Origin of the sequence: Paraburkholderia fungorum, assembly GCF_900099835.1 — a bacterium.
In the GTDB taxonomy this organism is placed as follows: Bacteria; Pseudomonadota; Gammaproteobacteria; order Burkholderiales; family Burkholderiaceae; genus Paraburkholderia; species Paraburkholderia fungorum_A.
Genome location: NZ_FNKP01000003.1, coordinates 1,327,226 through 1,343,860, shown reverse-complemented (window position 1 = coordinate 1,343,860; position 16,635 = coordinate 1,327,226). Strand labels below are relative to the sequence as shown.

General features: G+C 60.4%; 15 protein-coding genes. 10 read left to right on the top strand and 5 right to left on the bottom strand.

Going from position 1 to position 16,635, the window contains the following annotated elements:
• Positions 1–73 precede the first annotated feature (73 nt).
• The 4 genes from BLS41_RS35170 to BLS41_RS35155 all read left to right on the top strand — a co-directional run bounded on the left by BLS41_RS35170 (position 74) and on the right by BLS41_RS35155 (position 2,353).
• Positions 74–469, top strand: a complete 396-nt coding sequence (locus BLS41_RS35170; RefSeq protein ID WP_074772850.1) for a VOC family protein — start codon at positions 74–76, stop codon at positions 467–469.
• Between the two features lies 1 nt (position 470).
• A complete protein-coding gene (locus BLS41_RS35165; protein WP_074772846.1) occupies positions 471–1,454 on the top strand; it encodes a saccharopine dehydrogenase NADP-binding domain-containing protein in 984 nt (327 codons plus the stop codon).
• A gap of 10 nt (positions 1,455–1,464) precedes the next feature.
• Complete coding sequence (locus BLS41_RS35160; protein ID WP_074772843.1) at positions 1,465–1,791, top strand: Cif family virulence factor; 327 nt, start codon at positions 1,465–1,467, stop codon at positions 1,789–1,791.
• Positions 1,792–1,882: 91 nt separating this feature from the next.
• On the top strand, positions 1,883–2,353 hold the full coding sequence (locus BLS41_RS35155; RefSeq protein WP_074772839.1) for a nuclear transport factor 2 family protein: 471 nt from the start codon (positions 1,883–1,885) through the stop codon (positions 2,351–2,353).
• A gap of 338 nt (positions 2,354–2,691) precedes the next feature.
• Here the strand turns inward: BLS41_RS35155 and BLS41_RS35150 are convergent, their stop codons facing one another.
• Both BLS41_RS35150 and BLS41_RS35145 read right to left on the bottom strand, forming a co-directional pair.
• Complete coding sequence (locus tag BLS41_RS35150) at positions 2,692–3,603, bottom strand: CHAD domain-containing protein (RefSeq protein WP_074772836.1); 912 nt, start codon at positions 3,601–3,603, stop codon at positions 2,692–2,694.
• A 146-nt stretch (positions 3,604–3,749) separates the two neighbouring features.
• A complete protein-coding gene (locus BLS41_RS35145; protein ID WP_074772833.1) occupies positions 3,750–5,549 on the bottom strand; it encodes a phospholipase D-like domain-containing protein in 1,800 nt (599 codons plus the stop codon).
• Between the two features lie 490 nt (positions 5,550–6,039).
• Here BLS41_RS35145 and acnB point away from each other — a divergent pair, with 490 nt between their 5' ends.
• The 6 genes from acnB (at position 6,040) to BLS41_RS35115 (ending at position 14,515) form a co-directional block, all read left to right on the top strand.
• The gene (acnB, locus tag BLS41_RS35140) at positions 6,040–8,625 is read left to right on the top strand and encodes a bifunctional aconitate hydratase 2/2-methylisocitrate dehydratase (protein ID WP_074772830.1); all 2,586 of its coding nucleotides are present in this window, start codon (positions 6,040–6,042) and stop codon (positions 8,623–8,625) included.
• Positions 8,626–8,941: 316 nt separating this feature from the next.
• On the top strand, positions 8,942–9,967 hold the full coding sequence (locus BLS41_RS35135) for a sugar ABC transporter substrate-binding protein (protein ID WP_074772827.1): 1,026 nt from the start codon (positions 8,942–8,944) through the stop codon (positions 9,965–9,967).
• A complete protein-coding gene (locus tag BLS41_RS35130) occupies positions 9,964–11,592 on the top strand; it encodes a sugar ABC transporter ATP-binding protein (protein ID WP_074772824.1) in 1,629 nt (542 codons plus the stop codon). Before BLS41_RS35135 ends, BLS41_RS35130 begins: the two co-directional genes overlap by 4 nt.
• A complete protein-coding gene (locus BLS41_RS35125) occupies positions 11,589–12,617 on the top strand; it encodes an ABC transporter permease (RefSeq protein WP_074772819.1) in 1,029 nt (342 codons plus the stop codon). The genes BLS41_RS35130 and BLS41_RS35125 overlap by 4 nt, the downstream gene beginning before the upstream one ends.
• Positions 12,610–13,569: an ABC transporter permease gene (locus BLS41_RS35120; protein WP_074772815.1), complete on the top strand. Its 960-nt coding sequence runs from the start codon at positions 12,610–12,612 to the stop codon at positions 13,567–13,569. Before BLS41_RS35125 ends, BLS41_RS35120 begins: the two co-directional genes overlap by 8 nt.
• 289 nt (positions 13,570–13,858) lie before the next feature.
• Positions 13,859–14,515: a GntR family transcriptional regulator gene (locus BLS41_RS35115; RefSeq protein ID WP_074772810.1), complete on the top strand. Its 657-nt coding sequence runs from the start codon at positions 13,859–13,861 to the stop codon at positions 14,513–14,515.
• Positions 14,516–14,552: 37 nt separating this feature from the next.
• On the opposite strand, the gene BLS41_RS35110 is transcribed toward BLS41_RS35115, so the two are convergent.
• Genes BLS41_RS35110 through BLS41_RS35100 form a run of 3 tightly spaced genes read right to left on the bottom strand, consistent with a single transcriptional unit; the run spans position 14,553 to position 16,625 of the window.
• Positions 14,553–15,290, bottom strand: a complete 738-nt coding sequence (locus BLS41_RS35110; protein WP_074772807.1) for an amino acid ABC transporter ATP-binding protein — start codon at positions 15,288–15,290, stop codon at positions 14,553–14,555.
• On the bottom strand, positions 15,268–15,945 hold the full coding sequence (locus BLS41_RS35105) for an amino acid ABC transporter permease (protein WP_253189885.1): 678 nt from the start codon (positions 15,943–15,945) through the stop codon (positions 15,268–15,270). Before BLS41_RS35105 ends, BLS41_RS35110 begins: the two co-directional genes overlap by 23 nt.
• 11 nt (positions 15,946–15,956) lie before the next feature.
• Complete coding sequence (locus tag BLS41_RS35100) at positions 15,957–16,625, bottom strand: amino acid ABC transporter permease (protein WP_074772801.1); 669 nt, start codon at positions 16,623–16,625, stop codon at positions 15,957–15,959.
• Positions 16,626–16,635 lie beyond the last annotated feature (10 nt).

Here is a 16,635-nt window from a genome sequence, read left to right as displayed (position 1 = left end):
GAGAACCGCTGGATCAACGCCCAGAACATCGAAGTGGCCGGCGGCTACATCATCTAATAAAGGAGAAGGAATCATGCTCGACCACGTCTTTCTATCTGTGAGCGATATCGACCGCTCGATTGCGTTCTACGAGAAGACGCTTGCACCGCTCGGCATCGTCCATGCGCTCGACTACGACGGCAGTCAAGGCCCTGCCGGTCATCCCGATCTCAAGGGTTTCGGCGCGAACGGCCGCGTGTTCTTCTGGCTGCGTGAAGGTACGGTCGAAGGCCGCGCAGCCCATGTCGGTTTCGTCGCCAATGGCCAGCGCGAGGTCGATGCGGCCTTCACGGCAGCGATCTCGGCAGGCGCCACCGAAGTCCATCCGCCCGGTCCGCAGCTTCACTACGACCCTCGCTACTACGCGGCTCAGGTTCGCGACCCCGACGGCTACACCCTCGAATTCGTCTACAAGGAATGGCAGCACTGACATGAAGAAGCTCATGATTTACGGCGCGACGGGCTACACCGGCCGTATGGCGGCCGAACACGCCGCGACAGCGGGCACCCCGCTTATCCTTGCAGGACGCAACGAAACCACGCTTGCAGCGCTCGCGGCGACGCTCGATGTCGAGTACCGGGTCTTCGCACTCGACGACACCACGGTGATTGATCGGTCACTGGACGACGTCGGCGTTCTCCTCAACTGCGCGGGTCCGTTCATCCGGACCGCCGAAGTGATGATGAAAGCCGGTATCCGCAATGGTGTCCATTATCTCGACGTCGCCGCGGAACTTGACGGCTATCGTCAGGCGGAAGTGCTCGACGTCGAGGCCGTAATTGCTGGCGTCATGCTCCTGCCGGGCAGCGGAGGCAGCGTCGCGATGCTCGGCTGCCTTGCCGGACACGCGGTTGCGAGAACGAAGAATCCCTCGGGTATCAAGGTGGCCCTGCATGTCTCAGGTGGTCTGTCCCGAGGCTCGGCCGTCAGCGCCCAGGAAAGCGTCACCGCCGAAACTCTGGCGCGTGCCGACGGAAAGCTGGTTGTCCGGTCAGCCGGAACCATCTGCAAACTCGACTTCGGCAAGGGTGCCGTCGACTGCTTTCAGGTGACGCTTCCCGATCTCATCACCCTCTGGCGGTCGACAAAGGTTCCGGACATTGAGACCTTCGTCCACGTGACGGGCGACGGATTTCCGCAAGGAGATCTCTCGACGCTTCCAGACGGACCGAGCGAGCAGGAACGGTTGGCCAATCGGTATCAGGCCGTGGTCGAGGTCACTGACTCCGACGGCACGGTCGTCCGATCGGTTCTCGATACGGTCAATGGCTACACGTTCACGGCGACCGCTGCCGCCGAGGCAGGCCGGCGCGTGCTGTCCGGCGAGGTCCGTCCGGGTTTCCAGACCCCCGCGCTGCTGTTTGGCAACGGCTTCGCGAGGTCAATCGCCGACACCACCATCACCGACCTGTAAGGAACCGCCCATGCAGAAGCTCGTCGATACATTCATCCAGGCCGCTAACGCTTTCGACGTCGAGAGCGCGCTGATCCTTTTCACGTCCGACGCCGTCATTGACGATGTTTCGGTTGGCGATGCCTTTGTCGGCACTGAAGGTATTCGCCTTTACCTCGAACAGTTCTTCGTTGGTTATAAAACCACCAGCAAGCTTTTGTCGTTTGAGCGGCTGGACAACTCCAACGCGCTCGTTCGCCTCGATTTTACCGGCGACTTTGGTCACGAGATCGGGACGCTCAAGATCACTGCCGACGCTAAAGGCCTCATCGAGCGCATCGACGCCGATCTCGATTAAGCGTCGCAGCGCAACACCTGGCGCATGCAAACGCGCCGATGCCGGGGACGGCTTCACTTTGCAAGCCTCCGGAACAGCAAGGACAACTCCCATGACCCTATCGACATCACTAATCAGCGAGACCGCAGACAAGCTTGCGGTCATCGATGCCCTCTATCGTTTTACCGCCGGCATCGATCTTCGTGACGAAAGCCTTTTATCGTCCTCTCTCGCAGAGAACGCGATATCGGACTTCCGTCCGGCTGCTGCTAAAGCCGGGTTCGACTATCCGGTCATCGAGGGCAGAGACGTTATCGTCGCGGCTTTGACCACCTCCCTTGCGACACTGGATACGACGCACTCTGTGACAAACCCGCGTGTCACTATCGACGGCGATCAAGCACACCTGGACGCGCTCGTGGAAGCCCAGCACGTCCCACGGAACGATCACACGCGCCATTATCTGATGAAGAATCGCTACGACGTCGAGTTGGCGAGAGAGGGAGACATCTGGGTCATCACGCGGAATACGGTCGACAACGTCTGGCGCTCCGGAGATCCTGCTGTTCTTTCTGTCGTATAGGGCGGCGCCCCGACCCGTTTGATTCGTTAGGTGACCTAGATGGCTCAGTCGCTTTTAGCGGTATCGCAATCCGCTGGTTGATCGCCGGTGGAAGCTCGCCACACGTGAAAGCTGATTGACTCATCGACTCGCAAATCCGAGCGAGTAGCGTGCTCTCACGCCGCTTATCAAGCGCATTTGTGAAGCCGAACCACGCCAATGGCCTCATTACGTCCAAGGTCGATTCTTGACAAACCCGTGACAGCGCAGGCGGATCGACGATAACGCAGGACTTGCGTGCGGGCAACGCGGTCGAGCACTACGGCAGTTTTATTGTAGCGTTCCGACTCGCGACAGCCTCAGCGAGCCATCGCCCGAACCCGCCGGGACGCGGCACGCATACGCCGGCATTTCTGCTTCGCCAACCATTGGAGTGATTCCTGAAGAACTCCAGCCGGAACCTCGTTGAATGTCGAACTGCGAATCAGGGATTCACTCGCGGCAATGTCATTGAACTGGCCCAGCTTATTTTGCACGGACGTCAATGCCTTGATGTCGCGTCCGCGACTATCGTTGAGAACGGGCTGAAAGAATTCGAGCAGATACCTGAGCTTCTTGCCAGCCTTGCGGACGTCGTGCAGATCTTCCTCGTGAGTAGGCTCGCCACGTGCCGCACGCTTACTGCGCTTTTGCAGCGTGCGTCGCGCCAGTCGGACGCGCTTTTTAGCGAATGCCCGAATGGGCAGATCACTGCAACACGACTGCAGCGTGGTTTGCGCGCCAAGCAGAACAGCGTGCAGAAACGCCTCAATATCGGCACTTTTGATCAAGGCCTGGCTATCCGCGACCGCCTGCGCACGCTTCTGCCTGACCGCATCCATGAGCGGTTCGAGCGAGGCTCCCGACTCCTGCGCGGCACTCAGGAGATCGCCGACGATGTCCCAGTCACGCGTGCCGCCTGCCACCGCAGCGAGACGTCTGAATTCTTCGACGGCCTCCGCAGTCACCTCTGCTCCAAGATAAGGGGAGTAGGCCCAGTACAGAGCACGCAGCTTTCTGAAAGCGACGCGAAGTTGATGAAAACCCTCGGCATCGCTTTTCGCGGATAACGCTCTTGCGCTTTGCACCGCCTCGGCAATCACCGGCGTCGCCAGTAACGAGAAGGTGCCGGCAACGGATTCCGTTTCGGCAAGTGACGAAGCGGCCGGTCGCCGCAATACTTTCAGTCGGGTGTTTGGTCGTGGCAGGCGCCAGTCACTATCCAGATCCATTTCAACCCCAAGGTCGGACGAGAACATGTTTCGCTCAGACCTTATCACACCGCCCTTTTCCATCCGCCTCTTTTGTGACGAATTAATGAAGCATGCGGTTATATCTGGCCGCGCCGAACATTAAAGATCCGGCGCGGCGACTGCGCTTAATCAGAGGCAGACAGCCAGAAGGTCAATTCCGCGTCCGGCTTTTTTCCTGACGCAGGGAAGTACTTGTTCTGCCAATTGTCGTTTGGCTGAAGCCCTTGCCAGCTATCTTTGGTTCCGTACTGCGCAAGCAGATATCGCCAACGATAGTGGTCGTACACATCGAGAACATGGACGGTGTAAGCGCGCGCGAGGCTCTGATTTCCCTTGATGACAAGGAAATTCTCATCGTTGGTGAACGACGCCTTGTACCCGAGATTGTGGCTGCCCACCACCACCGTGCAGTTTTTCGGGTCGAACGGATCGATGACCACGATCTTGTCGTGAATGACCGCGTGACCCGCATTAAGCAGTTCCTTTTCCCACATGCCAAAGGTGTCGTCGATCGCGGTGGCCGGGATGACCTGTGCAGGATCATCGGGCTTCCGGTTGTTGTCGTGCAGATCAATGACGAAGTTACCCGCACGTTCGACGTTGGTCAGCGCGCCGCGTATAAACAGATTGGGATTGGCGACGAGAGCCTCGGCCGCCGCCTCGATAACGCTCGGCTTACCCGGATCAAAACACAGGAACAGGACGGCATGTTTTGCCGCCTTGATCAGCTCCTCGACGGCAGCCATATCGACCGGTGCAGTGGGATTTTTGGGCTTGTTTTTCTGCAACGTGTTCGGTGAATACCAGACGGTCGCTTCCGCCGCTCCGGGGACATCGACTTTGACCGGCGTTTCATTGTCGGTGCGGAAGGTTTTTCCCTGCAACGCGTGTGCGTCGCCATTGGCGTCGTCGGTATCCTGCTTCAGTCTGTCCCAGTAATCCGAATAGGCCTGTGCGACGCTTGGCGAACGGATGATCAGGCTGTTATTCGTTTGCGCGCAAAGTCCAGTGGACGTCCAGTTGGTCGAGCCGGTCAGCACGGCGGCGGGCTTGCCCTTGCCGTCAAGGTAAAGGACGAACTTGTTATGACCGATATGGCTGCCATCAGGCAGGATTCGATCAAGGATATCGACGCCGGATTGATGCAGAGACTTTCTCGCCGGCTTGTTTTCTTTATCGGAGTCACCGCTGTCGCTATCGAAAGTGTTCGACAGGATGAGGTGCAGCCGCTTGTTGCCGATCAGGTACGACTCCAGTTCTTCGTCATTCAACTCGTAGAGAGCGGCATAACAATTCCCGCCTTCCTTATTCGCTTCGATTAGCAGTGCGGGCAACGCAGTCAAGAGATCGCTCGCGAGAGATTTGCGCAGCGCGTCTTTCGGGTCGGCTATCCGTTTTAACAGCGCGCCTTTATCGGGCGCTCCCGTACGTTTGCTAACGGGCACTTCGTGAGTGAGTGCCTGGGTGGCGAGAATTCCCCGGTTGAAATAAGCCTTCAATGAAGATTCCGCGCCGGTGGGGCCGTGGTCTTCGGATAGCGTCACGGGATTTGAGAAGAGCGGCCGCACGTCCGGATACGGAGTGAGCGTGGGAACACCCTTGGCGTCGAAACTTCCCTTCAGCGGAATGATCTGGTAGATGTACGGCCCCGGCGACGCGAGATCCGTCACATACAGGTCTTTCCAGAAGAGTTTCTGGATGGGCGCCTGCGCGGTGGTCCGGCCGCCCTTGCCTGCGGCAGGATCTCCTGGAAAACTCGCCATGGCGGGTAACGACTCGCCCTGCGCTTCGTCGTTGGCGGTGTTCGCTGAACTGGCTGGAATGCGCCGAACGTCGCAACCCACGCAATCCTTGAGCTTATCCGCGAACGTCCAGGCAATCAGAATCACATCATTATTCGAAAACGCGATGCATTTCGTCGACATGTCTCTCTCCGTGTGAAGGCGCGCGAGGCGGGCTGCCCGATAAAGGGCAACCTCGCGAGAGTAGGCGACGAAAACGTCAGTTTTGAGGCAAGGCGCTCGCCTGGCTTGAACGATGCCGAGATTGCAGCCTGGATGATGAATCGTTGTGACGAAAGCGGTGACGGTTCGCAAGAGCCAGCGTCTGCTCTGGAGCTCCTGCGTGAAGGGGGCATGCAATTCAGGCAGACCAGACACAGCACGGGCACGGTGGCAGGCGTAAATAACAAGCCCGCCAAGCCCGAATTTCACCGACTTTCAAACCATACACGTCGTAAAGCCACCGACTTCCGGCCTCTCAAAACCCATCCCGTGACACCCAACTCTTATATAAGATATAAGACGTTTGACACATACTACCTATCCCCATTAAAATTTAGCCGATAGCACTCCCCGGCACAGCCACGGCGGGCCGGGAAGCCCTCCCCCAAAACGCCAACACAGCCGGTTCCTCATGCTTGAAAACTTTCGCGCTCACGTAGCCACACGGGCGGCGCTCGGTATTCCTTCCCTGCCGCTGACCGCACAGCAAACCGCCGACCTGGTGGAACTCCTCAACAACCCGCCCGCAGGCGAAGAGCAGACCCTGCTCGACCTGATCACCAACCGCGTGCCCGCCGGGGTCGACGAGGCCGCCCGCGTGAAGGCCGGCTTCCTCGCTGCCGTCGCGCAGGGCAAATCCCCCTGCACACTGATCTCGCGCGCTCGCGCCACGGAACTGCTCGGCACCATGCTTGGCGGTTACAACATCCAGCCGCTGATCGAACTGCTGTCTGACGCGGAAGTGGGCACGGTTGCCGCCGAAGCGCTGAAGAAAACCTTGCTGATGTTCGACGCGTTCCACGACGTCAAGGAACTCGCCGACAAGGGCAACGCCAACGCACAGGCCGTGTTGAAAAGCTGGGCCGACGCCGAATGGTTCACGAGCCGCCCGGAAGTGCCGCAAAGCCTGACCATCACCGTGTTCAAGGTGACGGGCGAAACCAACACCGACGACCTCTCGCCGGCACCGGACGCGACCACCCGCCCGGATATCCCGTTGCACGCGCTGGCCATGCTGAAGAACGCGCGTCCGGGCATCACGCCCGAAGAAGACGGCAAGCGCGGACCGGTCAAGTTCATCGAATCGCTGAAAGAAAAGGGCCATCTGGTCGCCTACGTCGGCGACGTGGTCGGCACGGGCTCGTCGCGCAAGTCGGCCACCAACTCGGTGCTGTGGTTCACGGGCGAAGACATCCCCTTCATCCCGAACAAGCGCTTCGGCGGTGTGTGCCTCGGCGGCAAGATCGCGCCGATCTTCTACAACACCATGGAAGACGCGGGCGCGCTGCCCATCGAACTCGACGTGTCGCAAATGGAAATGGGCGACGTGGTCGAACTGCGTCCCTACGAAGGCAAGGCACTGAAAAACGGCGCGGTCATCGCCGAATTCCAGGTCAAGTCCGACGTGCTGTTCGACGAAGTGCGCGCTGGCGGCCGGATTCCCCTCATCATCGGCCGTGGCCTGACTGCCAAGGCACGTGAAGCGCTCGGCCTGGCTCCGTCCACCCTGTTCCGCCTGCCGCAACAGCCGGCAAGCAGCGCCAAGGGCTTCTCGCTCGCGCAGAAGATGGTCGGCCGTGCATGCGGCCTGCCGGAAGGCCAGGGCGTGCGCCCGGGCACCTACTGCGAACCGAAGATGACCTCGGTCGGCTCGCAGGACACCACCGGCCCGATGACCCGCGACGAACTGAAAGACCTGGCGTGCCTCGGCTTCTCCGCCGACCTCGTCATGCAGTCGTTCTGCCACACCGCCGCTTATCCGAAGCCGGTCGACGTCAAGACGCACCAGACGCTGCCGAACTTCATCAGCAATCGTGGCGGCATCGCGCTGCGTCCGGGCGACGGCGTGATCCACTCGTGGCTGAACCGCATGCTGCTGCCCGACACGGTCGGCACCGGCGGCGATTCGCACACGCGCTTCCCGATCGGCATCAGCTTCCCCGCGGGTTCGGGTCTGGTCGCGTTCGCCGCAGCCACCGGCACGATGCCGCTGGATATGCCGGAATCGGTGCTGGTTCGCTTCAAGGGCAAGATGCAGCCGGGCGTCACGCTGCGCGACCTCGTCAACGCGATCCCGCTCTACGCGATCAAGCAAGGCACGCTGACGGTCGCCAAGCAGGGCAAGAAGAACATTTTCTCGGGCCGCGTTCTGGAAATCGAAGGTCTGCCCGATCTGAAGGTCGAGCAGGCATTCGAGCTGTCCGATGCATCCGCCGAGCGTTCGGCTGCGGGTTGCACGGTGCACCTGAACAAGGAACCGATCATCGAGTACCTGAACAGCAACGTCACGCTGCTCAAGTGGATGATCGCGCAGGGTTATCAGGACCCGCGTAGCCTCCAGCGCCGCATCAAGGCAATGGAAGCTTGGCTCGCCGACCCGCAACTGCTGTCGCCGGACGCGGACGCCGAGTACGCCGCCGTCATCGAGATCGACCTCGCCGACATCCACGAGCCGATCGTTGCCTGCCCGAACGACCCGGACGACGTGAAGACGCTGTCCGACGTCGCCGGTGCCAAGATCGACGAAGTGTTCATCGGTTCGTGCATGACCAACATCGGTCACTTCCGCGCCGCGTCGAAGCTGCTGGAAGGCAAGCGCGACATTCCGGTCAAGCTGTGGGTCGCGCCGCCGACCAAGATGGATCAGAAGCAACTGACCGAAGAGGGCCACTACGGCGTGTTCGGCACGGCCGGTGCGCGCACCGAAATGCCGGGCTGCTCGCTGTGCATGGGCAACCAGGCACAGGTGCGCGAAGGCGCGACGGTCATGTCCACGTCGACCCGTAACTTCCCGAACCGTCTGGGCAAGAACACGAACGTGTATCTCGGCTCGGCCGAACTGGCCGCCATCTGCTCGCGTCTGGGCAAGATTCCGACCAAAGAGGAATACATGGCCGACATGGGCGTGCTGACCGCGAGTAGCGATCAAATCTACCAATACATGAACTTCGACCAGATCGAAGACTTCAAGGACGTGGCAGATACCGTCGCCATGTAAATGTATGGCGAGCCATGGCGCACTGCGCGTTATGGCTCACGAAAAAAAGCGCTGCAGGTGTCGAACCTGCAGCGCTTTTTTTATGAAAATCGAATCGGTCAACCCAACATCCCTCCCAGCTGCCCGGTACGCAGGATTGGTCGTGCCCGCTTACGCGGACCGCCGCATGCCAGTCGCGTTATCTTCCGTAAATTGCTAAGCACCTCAGCAACCCGTTCATATCGATAGCGGGATTAGTTGGTTTCAGCATCGCCCTCATGTTGTTTAGAGTCGTCGGGCAAGCCTCCCGGCCTTCCCTGATTCACGACATGAAGACATGAAAAACCTACACGACACACTGAGACACACCCTCCTCGCGCTGCTGGCTGTTTCCGCCTTCGGTGCCCAGGTCTCTGCCCACGCGCAGGACGACACAGCGGACAAAAACGTGCCCTCGCTCAAGGGCAAACGGATCGGCATCACGGCTGCGGGCACCGATCACTACTGGGACCTAAAGGCCTATCAAGGCGCGGTCGACGAAGTCAAACGCCTGGGCGGCACGCCGATCGCGCTTGATGCCGGCCGTAACGACAACCGACAGATTGCGCAGATCCAGACGCTGATCGCGCAGAAGCCGGACGCAATCGTCGAACAGCTCGGCACGGCCAGTGTGCTGGAGCCGTGGTTGCAGAAAATCCGCCAGGCGGGCATACCGCTCTTCACGATCGATACCGCGTCGCCGTCGAGCCTGAACGACACCACGTCGGACAACTTCTTCATTGGCGAACAGCTGGCGCTGAAGCTCGTCAACGACATCCACGGCGAAGGCAACATCCTCGTCTTCAACGGCTTCTACGGGGTACCCGTTTGCGCGATCCGCTATGACCAGCTGAAGGCGGTATTGAAGTACTACCCGAAGGTTCACATCATCGAACCCGAACTGCGCGACGTCATTCCAAACACGGTGCAGAGCGCGTATGCGCAGGTCAGCCAGCTGCTCGCGAAGTATCCGAAGGGTCAGGTTTCGGCGATCTGGGCGGCCTGGGACGTGCCACAGGTCGGCGCAACGCAAGCGGTAGACGCCGCGCATCGCTCCGAAATCAAAACCTACGCGGTGGACGGCAGTCCCGATGTGGTCAACCTGGTCAAGGACCAGAAGTCGAGCGCTGCGGCCGTCGTCGCGCAACAGCCCGCATTGATCGGCAAGACCGCCGTCGACAATGTCGCGCGTTATCTGGCGGGTCAGAAAGATTTGCCGCCGTACACGTACGTGCCGTCGATTCTCGTCACGAAAGACAATGCCGGCTCCATTCAGCAGACCCTCGGACAAGTCGCGCAGAACGGCGTTGTCGCAGCGAAATGACAGCGGACGTGGCCGCCCCTGCCCTCGCGCTGCGCGATATCGTCAAGGAGTTCAACGGCGTACCCGCACTTCGGGGCGCGTCGCTGGCGGTTGAACGCGGCACGGTGCACGGTCTGATCGGGCAGAACGGTGCCGGTAAATCGACGCTGATCAAGATTCTCGCCGGGCTGCACTCAGCCGATAGCGGCGCGATCGCGGTTGACGGCGTGGACGTGAGTCTGACCGGCGGCGCGTCGCGCGACGCACTTTCGCAGATCGGCTTCATCCATCAGGAGCGCCTGCTGCCCGCCACGTTCACCGTGGCCGAGGCGCTGCTGATCGGCAGCGAGCCGACACTCGGCAATGGCGGCAAGCGTGGCAGCCGCTTCGGCCGGCACCGCTCCGCTGCCGGCATCCTCGATGTGCGCCGGATGCAACGTGAGGCGCGCGCCGCGATCGCCACGCACTTCGACATCGATCTTGCACCCAACCGGTTGATCGCCGAGTTGAGCGTCGCCGAGCAGCAGATCGTGCAGATTTGCCGTGCGCTGATGCGCGAACCGCGCATTCTGGTTTTCGATGAACCCACGGCGGCGCTCGTCAATCGCGAAGTCGGACGATTACTTCAGACCATCGACCACCTGCGTCAACGTGGCCTGACGATTCTCTACGTCTCCCATCACCTGAATGAGATCGCGGCGATCTGCGATCGCGTCACGGTGTTGCGCGACGGCAAGGATGTCGCCCATGTCGACGCCCGCACGACATCGACCGAAACGCTGGTCAACGCCATGATCGGCGTCGAACTGGCCAGGCGCACCGCACGGCCCGCACGAACCGTCGGCAGGCCGTTGCTGTCGGTACAGGGGCTCAGCGCGGACAACCGCTTCGAACAGGTGTCGTTCGAGTTGCGGCGCGGTGAAATCGTGGGCGTGACGGGCCTGCTCGGCTCTGGCGGCAAGCAACTCGTGCGCAGCCTGTTCGGTCTGGAGCGAAATGTACGCGGCGAGATCGCCATCGACCGCAAACCGCTTCGCCTGCGACGGCCTGCCGATGCAGTGCGAGCCGGTATCGCCTTTGTTCCCGAGGACCGTCGCGCACATGGCGTCGCTCCGTCGCTGAGTGTGCGCGAAAACATCACGCTGCCGAATCTTGCGCGGTTCAGCCGCTTCGGACTGATCGGCAGAAGCAATGAGCGCGCCGCCGTGCGTCAGATGATCGACGCGCTCAATATACGCACGCCCGGCGCGGAAGCACCCGTGCGTCATCTATCAGGCGGCAACCAGCAGAAGGTGGCGTTGGCGAAATGGCTGATACGCGGATCGAGTCACGCGGCACCGGTTTATCTGCTCGACGAGCCGACCGTGGGCGTCGACATCGGTGCGAAGGCCGAGATTTATCGACTGCTCGACAGGCTTGCGAATGAGGGCGCGGCTGTCCTGCTGTTTTCGAGCGACCTGATCGAGCTACTCGAGGTGACCGACCGGGTTCTGGTGATGACGCGCGGACGCATCGTCAAGGAACTGATCTCGCGAGAGGCCGACAGTCAGGACGTGCTTGCCTGGGCCACGGGCGCACGTAGTGCCACGCCCCCCGACATAACGCCAACCACCGGACTACCTTTGCCCAAGGAAACCGCAGCATGAGCAACGCGCTCGACAGTGCCTCCCCACGCCCCCGTCTCGCACTGCCGGCGGGATGGTTCGGCGCGCAGTTCTGGCTACGCGGAGGTGCCGTGCTGGCCTTTGCGGTGGTGTTCTTTTCGTTCGCCGCGAGTTCGCCGCTGTTTCTGAGCGTGAGCAATCTGGCGAACGTGATGCAGCAATCGGTTGTCGTCGGCATTCTCGGCTTTGGGCTGACAGCGGTGCTGATTGGCGGCGGTGCGGACCCGATCAAGGGCGGGCTCGATCTGTCTATCGCGGCGAACATGGGCTGGTGCGCCGCAGTCTATGCGGTGACGCTGCGCCACGGTCTGCCCGAAAGCGCGGCGCTCGCGCTCACCGTCGCGGCCGGTGCGGCCCTCGGCGTGCTGAACGCTTTTGCCGTCATCGTGCTCGGCATCTTTCCGCTACTCGCCACGCTGACCACGATGAATATCGCCGCAGGGCTCGAACTCGTCCTCACGCAGAACACCTCCGTTCCTGTTGCGTCGCCGGTGATGGCGTTCCTGCTGGACAGCGACCGGTTCAACGTGCCGCATCTCGCTTACGCCCTGGTCATCGTCGCCGCGCTTTTTACCACGCTGATTCACTACACGCCGTTCGGCTTGCGACTTCGCGCTACCGGTGCGCATCGCGACGCGGCCCGGGCGGCGGGGATCGCGACCCGACGCTATGTCGGGGCAAGCTACGTCCTCAGCGGAGTGGCGGCCGCGCTCGCGGCGCTGGCATCGTCGGCGTTGTTGAGCGGTAGTTCGCCGGGCGCTGGCGAGAACCTGCTGGCGGTCGTTGCCGCCGCACTGCTGGGTGTCGTGTTCTCGCGGCGGCTCGTACCCACTATTCCGGGCACCCTACTCGCCGTGCTGTTTATCGGCATCATCAACAACGGCTTTCAACTCGACAATGTGTCGAGCTATTGGGTCAACGGCGTCGAGGGCGCGCTGATTCTGTTCGTCGTCGCGACCACCGCTGTGATCCGTCGAAGCCACACCGGGAACCATGCGAATGATTGAACGGATTGCCCATCTGCAACGCTACGCGCTGATAATCGCGTTGCTTGCCGTAGTCGCCTTCTTCGCGGTGGTCGCACCGGGTTTTGCACGCGCCGCCAATCTCGCGGATGTCCTGCTCAACAACTTCGCGCTACTGGCGATTGCCTCGCTTGGGATGACACTGGCCTTATCGATTGGTGCGATCGATCTGTCACTAGGCACGTCGATCGACGTTGCCAGTCTCGTGTTCGTCTTGCTGAGCGCACATCAGACGAGTCTGCCCCTCGCCCTCGTTGGCGGCCTCGCGGCTGCGCTCACAGTCGGCGCATTGAACAGCGTGCTGATTGCGAGCCTAGGGATTGCGCCGTTCCTCGCGACGCTCGGCACGCTGTTCATCGGACAGACGGTCCAGCAACTCGCCACCGATGGCGGACAACCCGTCTATCTGTTGAACGTACCGCTGTCGCCCTATTTCAGCGAACTGGCTCACGGCGCACTTTGGGGAGTACCCGTGCCGTTATGCGTCGTCGCGCTGCTCGCGGTCGGGGTCCACGTGGTGTTGGCCCGCTCGGTGTTCGGGCGGCACGCGAGCGCACTCGGCGAGCAGCCGGGCGTCGCGCGTTACTCGGGACTCCCGGTGGGCGCGATCATTTCGTGGACCTTTATCGCCAGTGCGTTGATCTATGGGGTAGTCGGCGTGCTGTTGTCGTCGACGGTGAAGGCGTACGTGCCTCAGGCGGGAAACGGGTTTCTGCTCAACGCGATTGGCGCGACGTTCATCGGCACGACGCTTTCTCCGACGCGGCGACCCGGTGTCACCGGCACGCTGCTGGGAGTCCTGCTGATCAGCCTCGTTGCCAACGGCTTGTTGCTGATCGGATGGAATTTTTATTGGCAACAGGTCGCCACCGGCGTGCTGATTTTCGCGGTGCTCGCGCTGAGCTTCGTACAGCGCGGCGGCCGGTACGCGTGAAGCGCGGGAGCTTGCCGTCGAGCCACGACGAGAGCTTCAGTCGGGTAGGGATTCCACACGAAATGGAACAACAGGCGCTGACAATCACCCGAGATAGGAGAGGTGTGTCGCTTCTCTTCTATTTGGCTTTCGATTTCCGCCGCACAACTGTCGTGCATGCTCCACGGGGGCATTAGCCCATCACAGTAAATTGCCTCTCTTGCGCTACGTGAGAGAGCAACCGTGTGCCATCTCTCTTGCGGAACCGCATACAAAACGTATACTTGCGGTATAACTTCCGCGAGGCAGCGTGGCTAATTCCTCTTCCCCAAACCCCGAGAAATTGGGCGACCTGGCGTATCACGCATTGCGCCGCATGATTCTCGATAAAGCGTTGCGCAGCGGCGGTCCTGTCGTCGAAGGGCGTCTTGCCGAAGAACTCAACATCTCTCGCACGCCAATGCGCGAAGCGTTGCTGCGCCTCGAAGGCGAAGGGCTGCTAGTCCGTGCGGGTGCCCGCTCGTACTCCGTGCGCTTTGTCAGCGCGCAGGAGTACTTTCAGGCAATGAAAGTTCGCGAGTTACTGGAGGCGGAAGCGATTGGTCTCGCCATCGGCAAGATCGAGAAAAAGGTCGTTCAGCAATTGATCAAGAAGATCAAGGCGCTGGGCAACGGCCAGCAGGAACAGACCCACTGGCAACTGGACGACCAGGTGCATAGCATGATGGCGCGCGCGAGCGGCAATGACGTGCTGGCGCATATGATCGATCTGGTGCGCACCAATAGCCGTCTGTTCGAACTGGTGACACCGTTCAATCGTATCGAAGAAGATCGTGCCGAACATCTGGCCATTCTCGAAGCCTATCTGGCGGACGACGCCGAAGCATCTCGCGCGGCCGTCCGTCAACACTTGCAGAATCTACGCCGGTTCGTACTCGAACGCCTCGCAGAAGGTACCTACAGTTAGGGCAGTTTCAGTAATCCGGGCACGTTCATCGAACTCGTTAGTGCCGCAATATCTTGCCGACGAACTCTCGTGTCCTCGCCTCCTGAGGCGCATCGAATATCTGCTGCGGCGTGCCGGATTCAATCACATGACCGCCCGCCATAAACACGACTTTTGACGAGACTTCCCGAACAAAACTCATTTCGTGCGACACGATAAACATCGTGATGCCGTCGGATGCGAGTTGCCGGATCGTATCCAGCACTTCGTTCACGAGTTCGGGGTCGAGCGCGGCCGTCACCTCGTCGAGGAACAACACCTTCGGTTTCAACGCTAGCGCGCGGGCAATCGCCACCCGTTGTTGCTGCCCGCCCGACAATTCGTCGGGGTACGCATGCAGGCGATGAGCAAGACCGACTCGCGTCAGCAGATCAATGGCGTTCTTCTCGACTTCCTGACGCGGCCAACCCTTTATCTTCGTCGGCGTAATCATGACGTTGTCGAGCACCGTCATGTTCTGGAAAAGGTTGTACTGCTGGAATACGATCGCGATATCCGAGCGCAATGCGCGAAGCGCAGCTTTGTTCGCGTAGTTCACGGCTTCGCCATTCAGACGTACGTTTCCATGTTCCGGCGGCAGCAACCCCATCAGCACGCGCAGCAGCGTGCTCTTACCCGATCCGGACGGACCAATCAGGCTGACGATCTCGCCCTTCTCCACCGAGAGGTTGATCCGTTCGAGGACGGTATGCGGTCCATAGGACGCTTTCAGGTCAACGATTTCGAGTTGCGGCAAGTTTCTTCTCCATGCGCTTACCCAAGCGCGACAACGGATACGACATCAGGAAATACAACACCAGGATCGCGCCATACACGAGTGTCGCGGAAAACCCCTTGTTGCTTAACACCTTGCCGGCAGACGTCAGCTCCATCACACCAATTTGCGATGCGAGCGCGGTGTCCTTGATGAACATCACAAAAAACCCGAAGGTGGGCGGCACAATGACACGCCATGCTTGCGGCACGATCACAAAACGCAGCGTTTCGAGGTAACTGAAATTGAGCGTGCTCGCCGCCTCCCACTGGTTGACATGCACCGACTCCAGCCCGCTGCGGATAATCTCGCCAAGATACGCCGACGCGATCAGGCAGACGCTGATCAACGCGACGCTGAACGTAGAGAGATTGGCGTTGAGCGACTGGGTGGCAAAGAACACCAGCATCAGCGTGACAAGGAACGGTATGCGGCGGAACACGAGGCAATACGCGAACACGATGGCGCGCACCGGCGCCATCGCGCGCGAACGCGTGACCCGCAGTATCGCGACCACGAAACCCGAGACGAAACCTGCAAGGCAGCCGATTGCCGACAGTACGAAAGTGGCGACGAGTCCTTCCAGCAGCAACAGCAGGTTGTAGTACGAAAACAGATGCGTCAGTTGAGTCATCATCGAACCGGCCATCAAAACACCTTTATCTTCGCGCGGCACACGTGACGGCCGAACATCGCGAGTGCGAAGGTCGCCAGTATCGTGATGCCGATATACATCACGGCGGCCACACTGAACGCCTCGACAGACAGATACGTCTGCGATGCAATATTGCTGGTACGCCCAGTCAATTCCTCGACGCCGAAAATCGATGCCATCGACGTGCCAAGCGTCATCACGATGAACTGGTTGGACAACGGCGGAAACATCACTTTCATCACGTGCGGAAAGATCACGTGACGCACGATTTGAGGTGTCGAAAAGCCGAGCACTTCGGCTGCCTCGATTTCCGCCCAGCGTACCGAGGCGAAGCCCGCGCGCTGAATCTCGCACAGATAAGCGCCGGCATTGAAAGTCGCACCGATCAGAACGGCCGTGAACGGCGACAATGTAATGCCGATTTCAGGCAGACCGAAAAACAGAAAAAAGATCTGTACCAGCTGCGGCGTATTGGTTGCAAAGGTCACATACGCAGTCACCAGACGACGCAGGAACGTCGGTCCATAGCGCAGGATCGACGCGCACAGGAGGCCGATGAGCATGCCGAAAATGAATGCGAGCACCGCAATCTGAAGACTGAGCCATGCACCGCCGAGCAGATAAGGCCACTGCTCGAGGATCGGCCCGAATTGAAGCGTCATCGAATCCGCA

Coding starts and splice junctions, on each gene's coding strand:
- BLS41_RS35145 (WP_074772833.1), bottom strand. CDS start 5,549: ATGTCGACGAAATGCATCGCGTTTTCGAATAATGATGTGATTCTGATT.
- BLS41_RS35125 (WP_074772819.1), top strand. CDS start 11,589: ATGAGCAACGCGCTCGACAGTGCCTCCCCACGCCCCCGTCTCGCACTG.
- BLS41_RS35165 (WP_074772846.1), top strand. CDS start 471: ATGAAGAAGCTCATGATTTACGGCGCGACGGGCTACACCGGCCGTATG.
- BLS41_RS35100 (WP_074772801.1), bottom strand. CDS start 16,625: ATGACGCTTCAATTCGGGCCGATCCTCGAGCAGTGGCCTTATCTGCTC.
- BLS41_RS35135 (WP_074772827.1), top strand. CDS start 8,942: ATGAAAAACCTACACGACACACTGAGACACACCCTCCTCGCGCTGCTG.
- BLS41_RS35160 (WP_074772843.1), top strand. CDS start 1,465: ATGCAGAAGCTCGTCGATACATTCATCCAGGCCGCTAACGCTTTCGAC.
- acnB (WP_074772830.1), top strand. CDS start 6,040: ATGCTTGAAAACTTTCGCGCTCACGTAGCCACACGGGCGGCGCTCGGT.
- BLS41_RS35105 (WP_253189885.1), bottom strand. CDS start 15,945: ATGATGACTCAACTGACGCATCTGTTTTCGTACTACAACCTGCTGTTG.
- BLS41_RS35170 (WP_074772850.1), top strand. CDS start 74: ATGCTCGACCACGTCTTTCTATCTGTGAGCGATATCGACCGCTCGATT.
- BLS41_RS35155 (WP_074772839.1), top strand. CDS start 1,883: ATGACCCTATCGACATCACTAATCAGCGAGACCGCAGACAAGCTTGCG.
- BLS41_RS35150 (WP_074772836.1), bottom strand. CDS start 3,603: ATGGATCTGGATAGTGACTGGCGCCTGCCACGACCAAACACCCGACTG.
- BLS41_RS35120 (WP_074772815.1), top strand. CDS start 12,610: ATGATTGAACGGATTGCCCATCTGCAACGCTACGCGCTGATAATCGCG.
- BLS41_RS35130 (WP_074772824.1), top strand. CDS start 9,964: ATGACAGCGGACGTGGCCGCCCCTGCCCTCGCGCTGCGCGATATCGTC.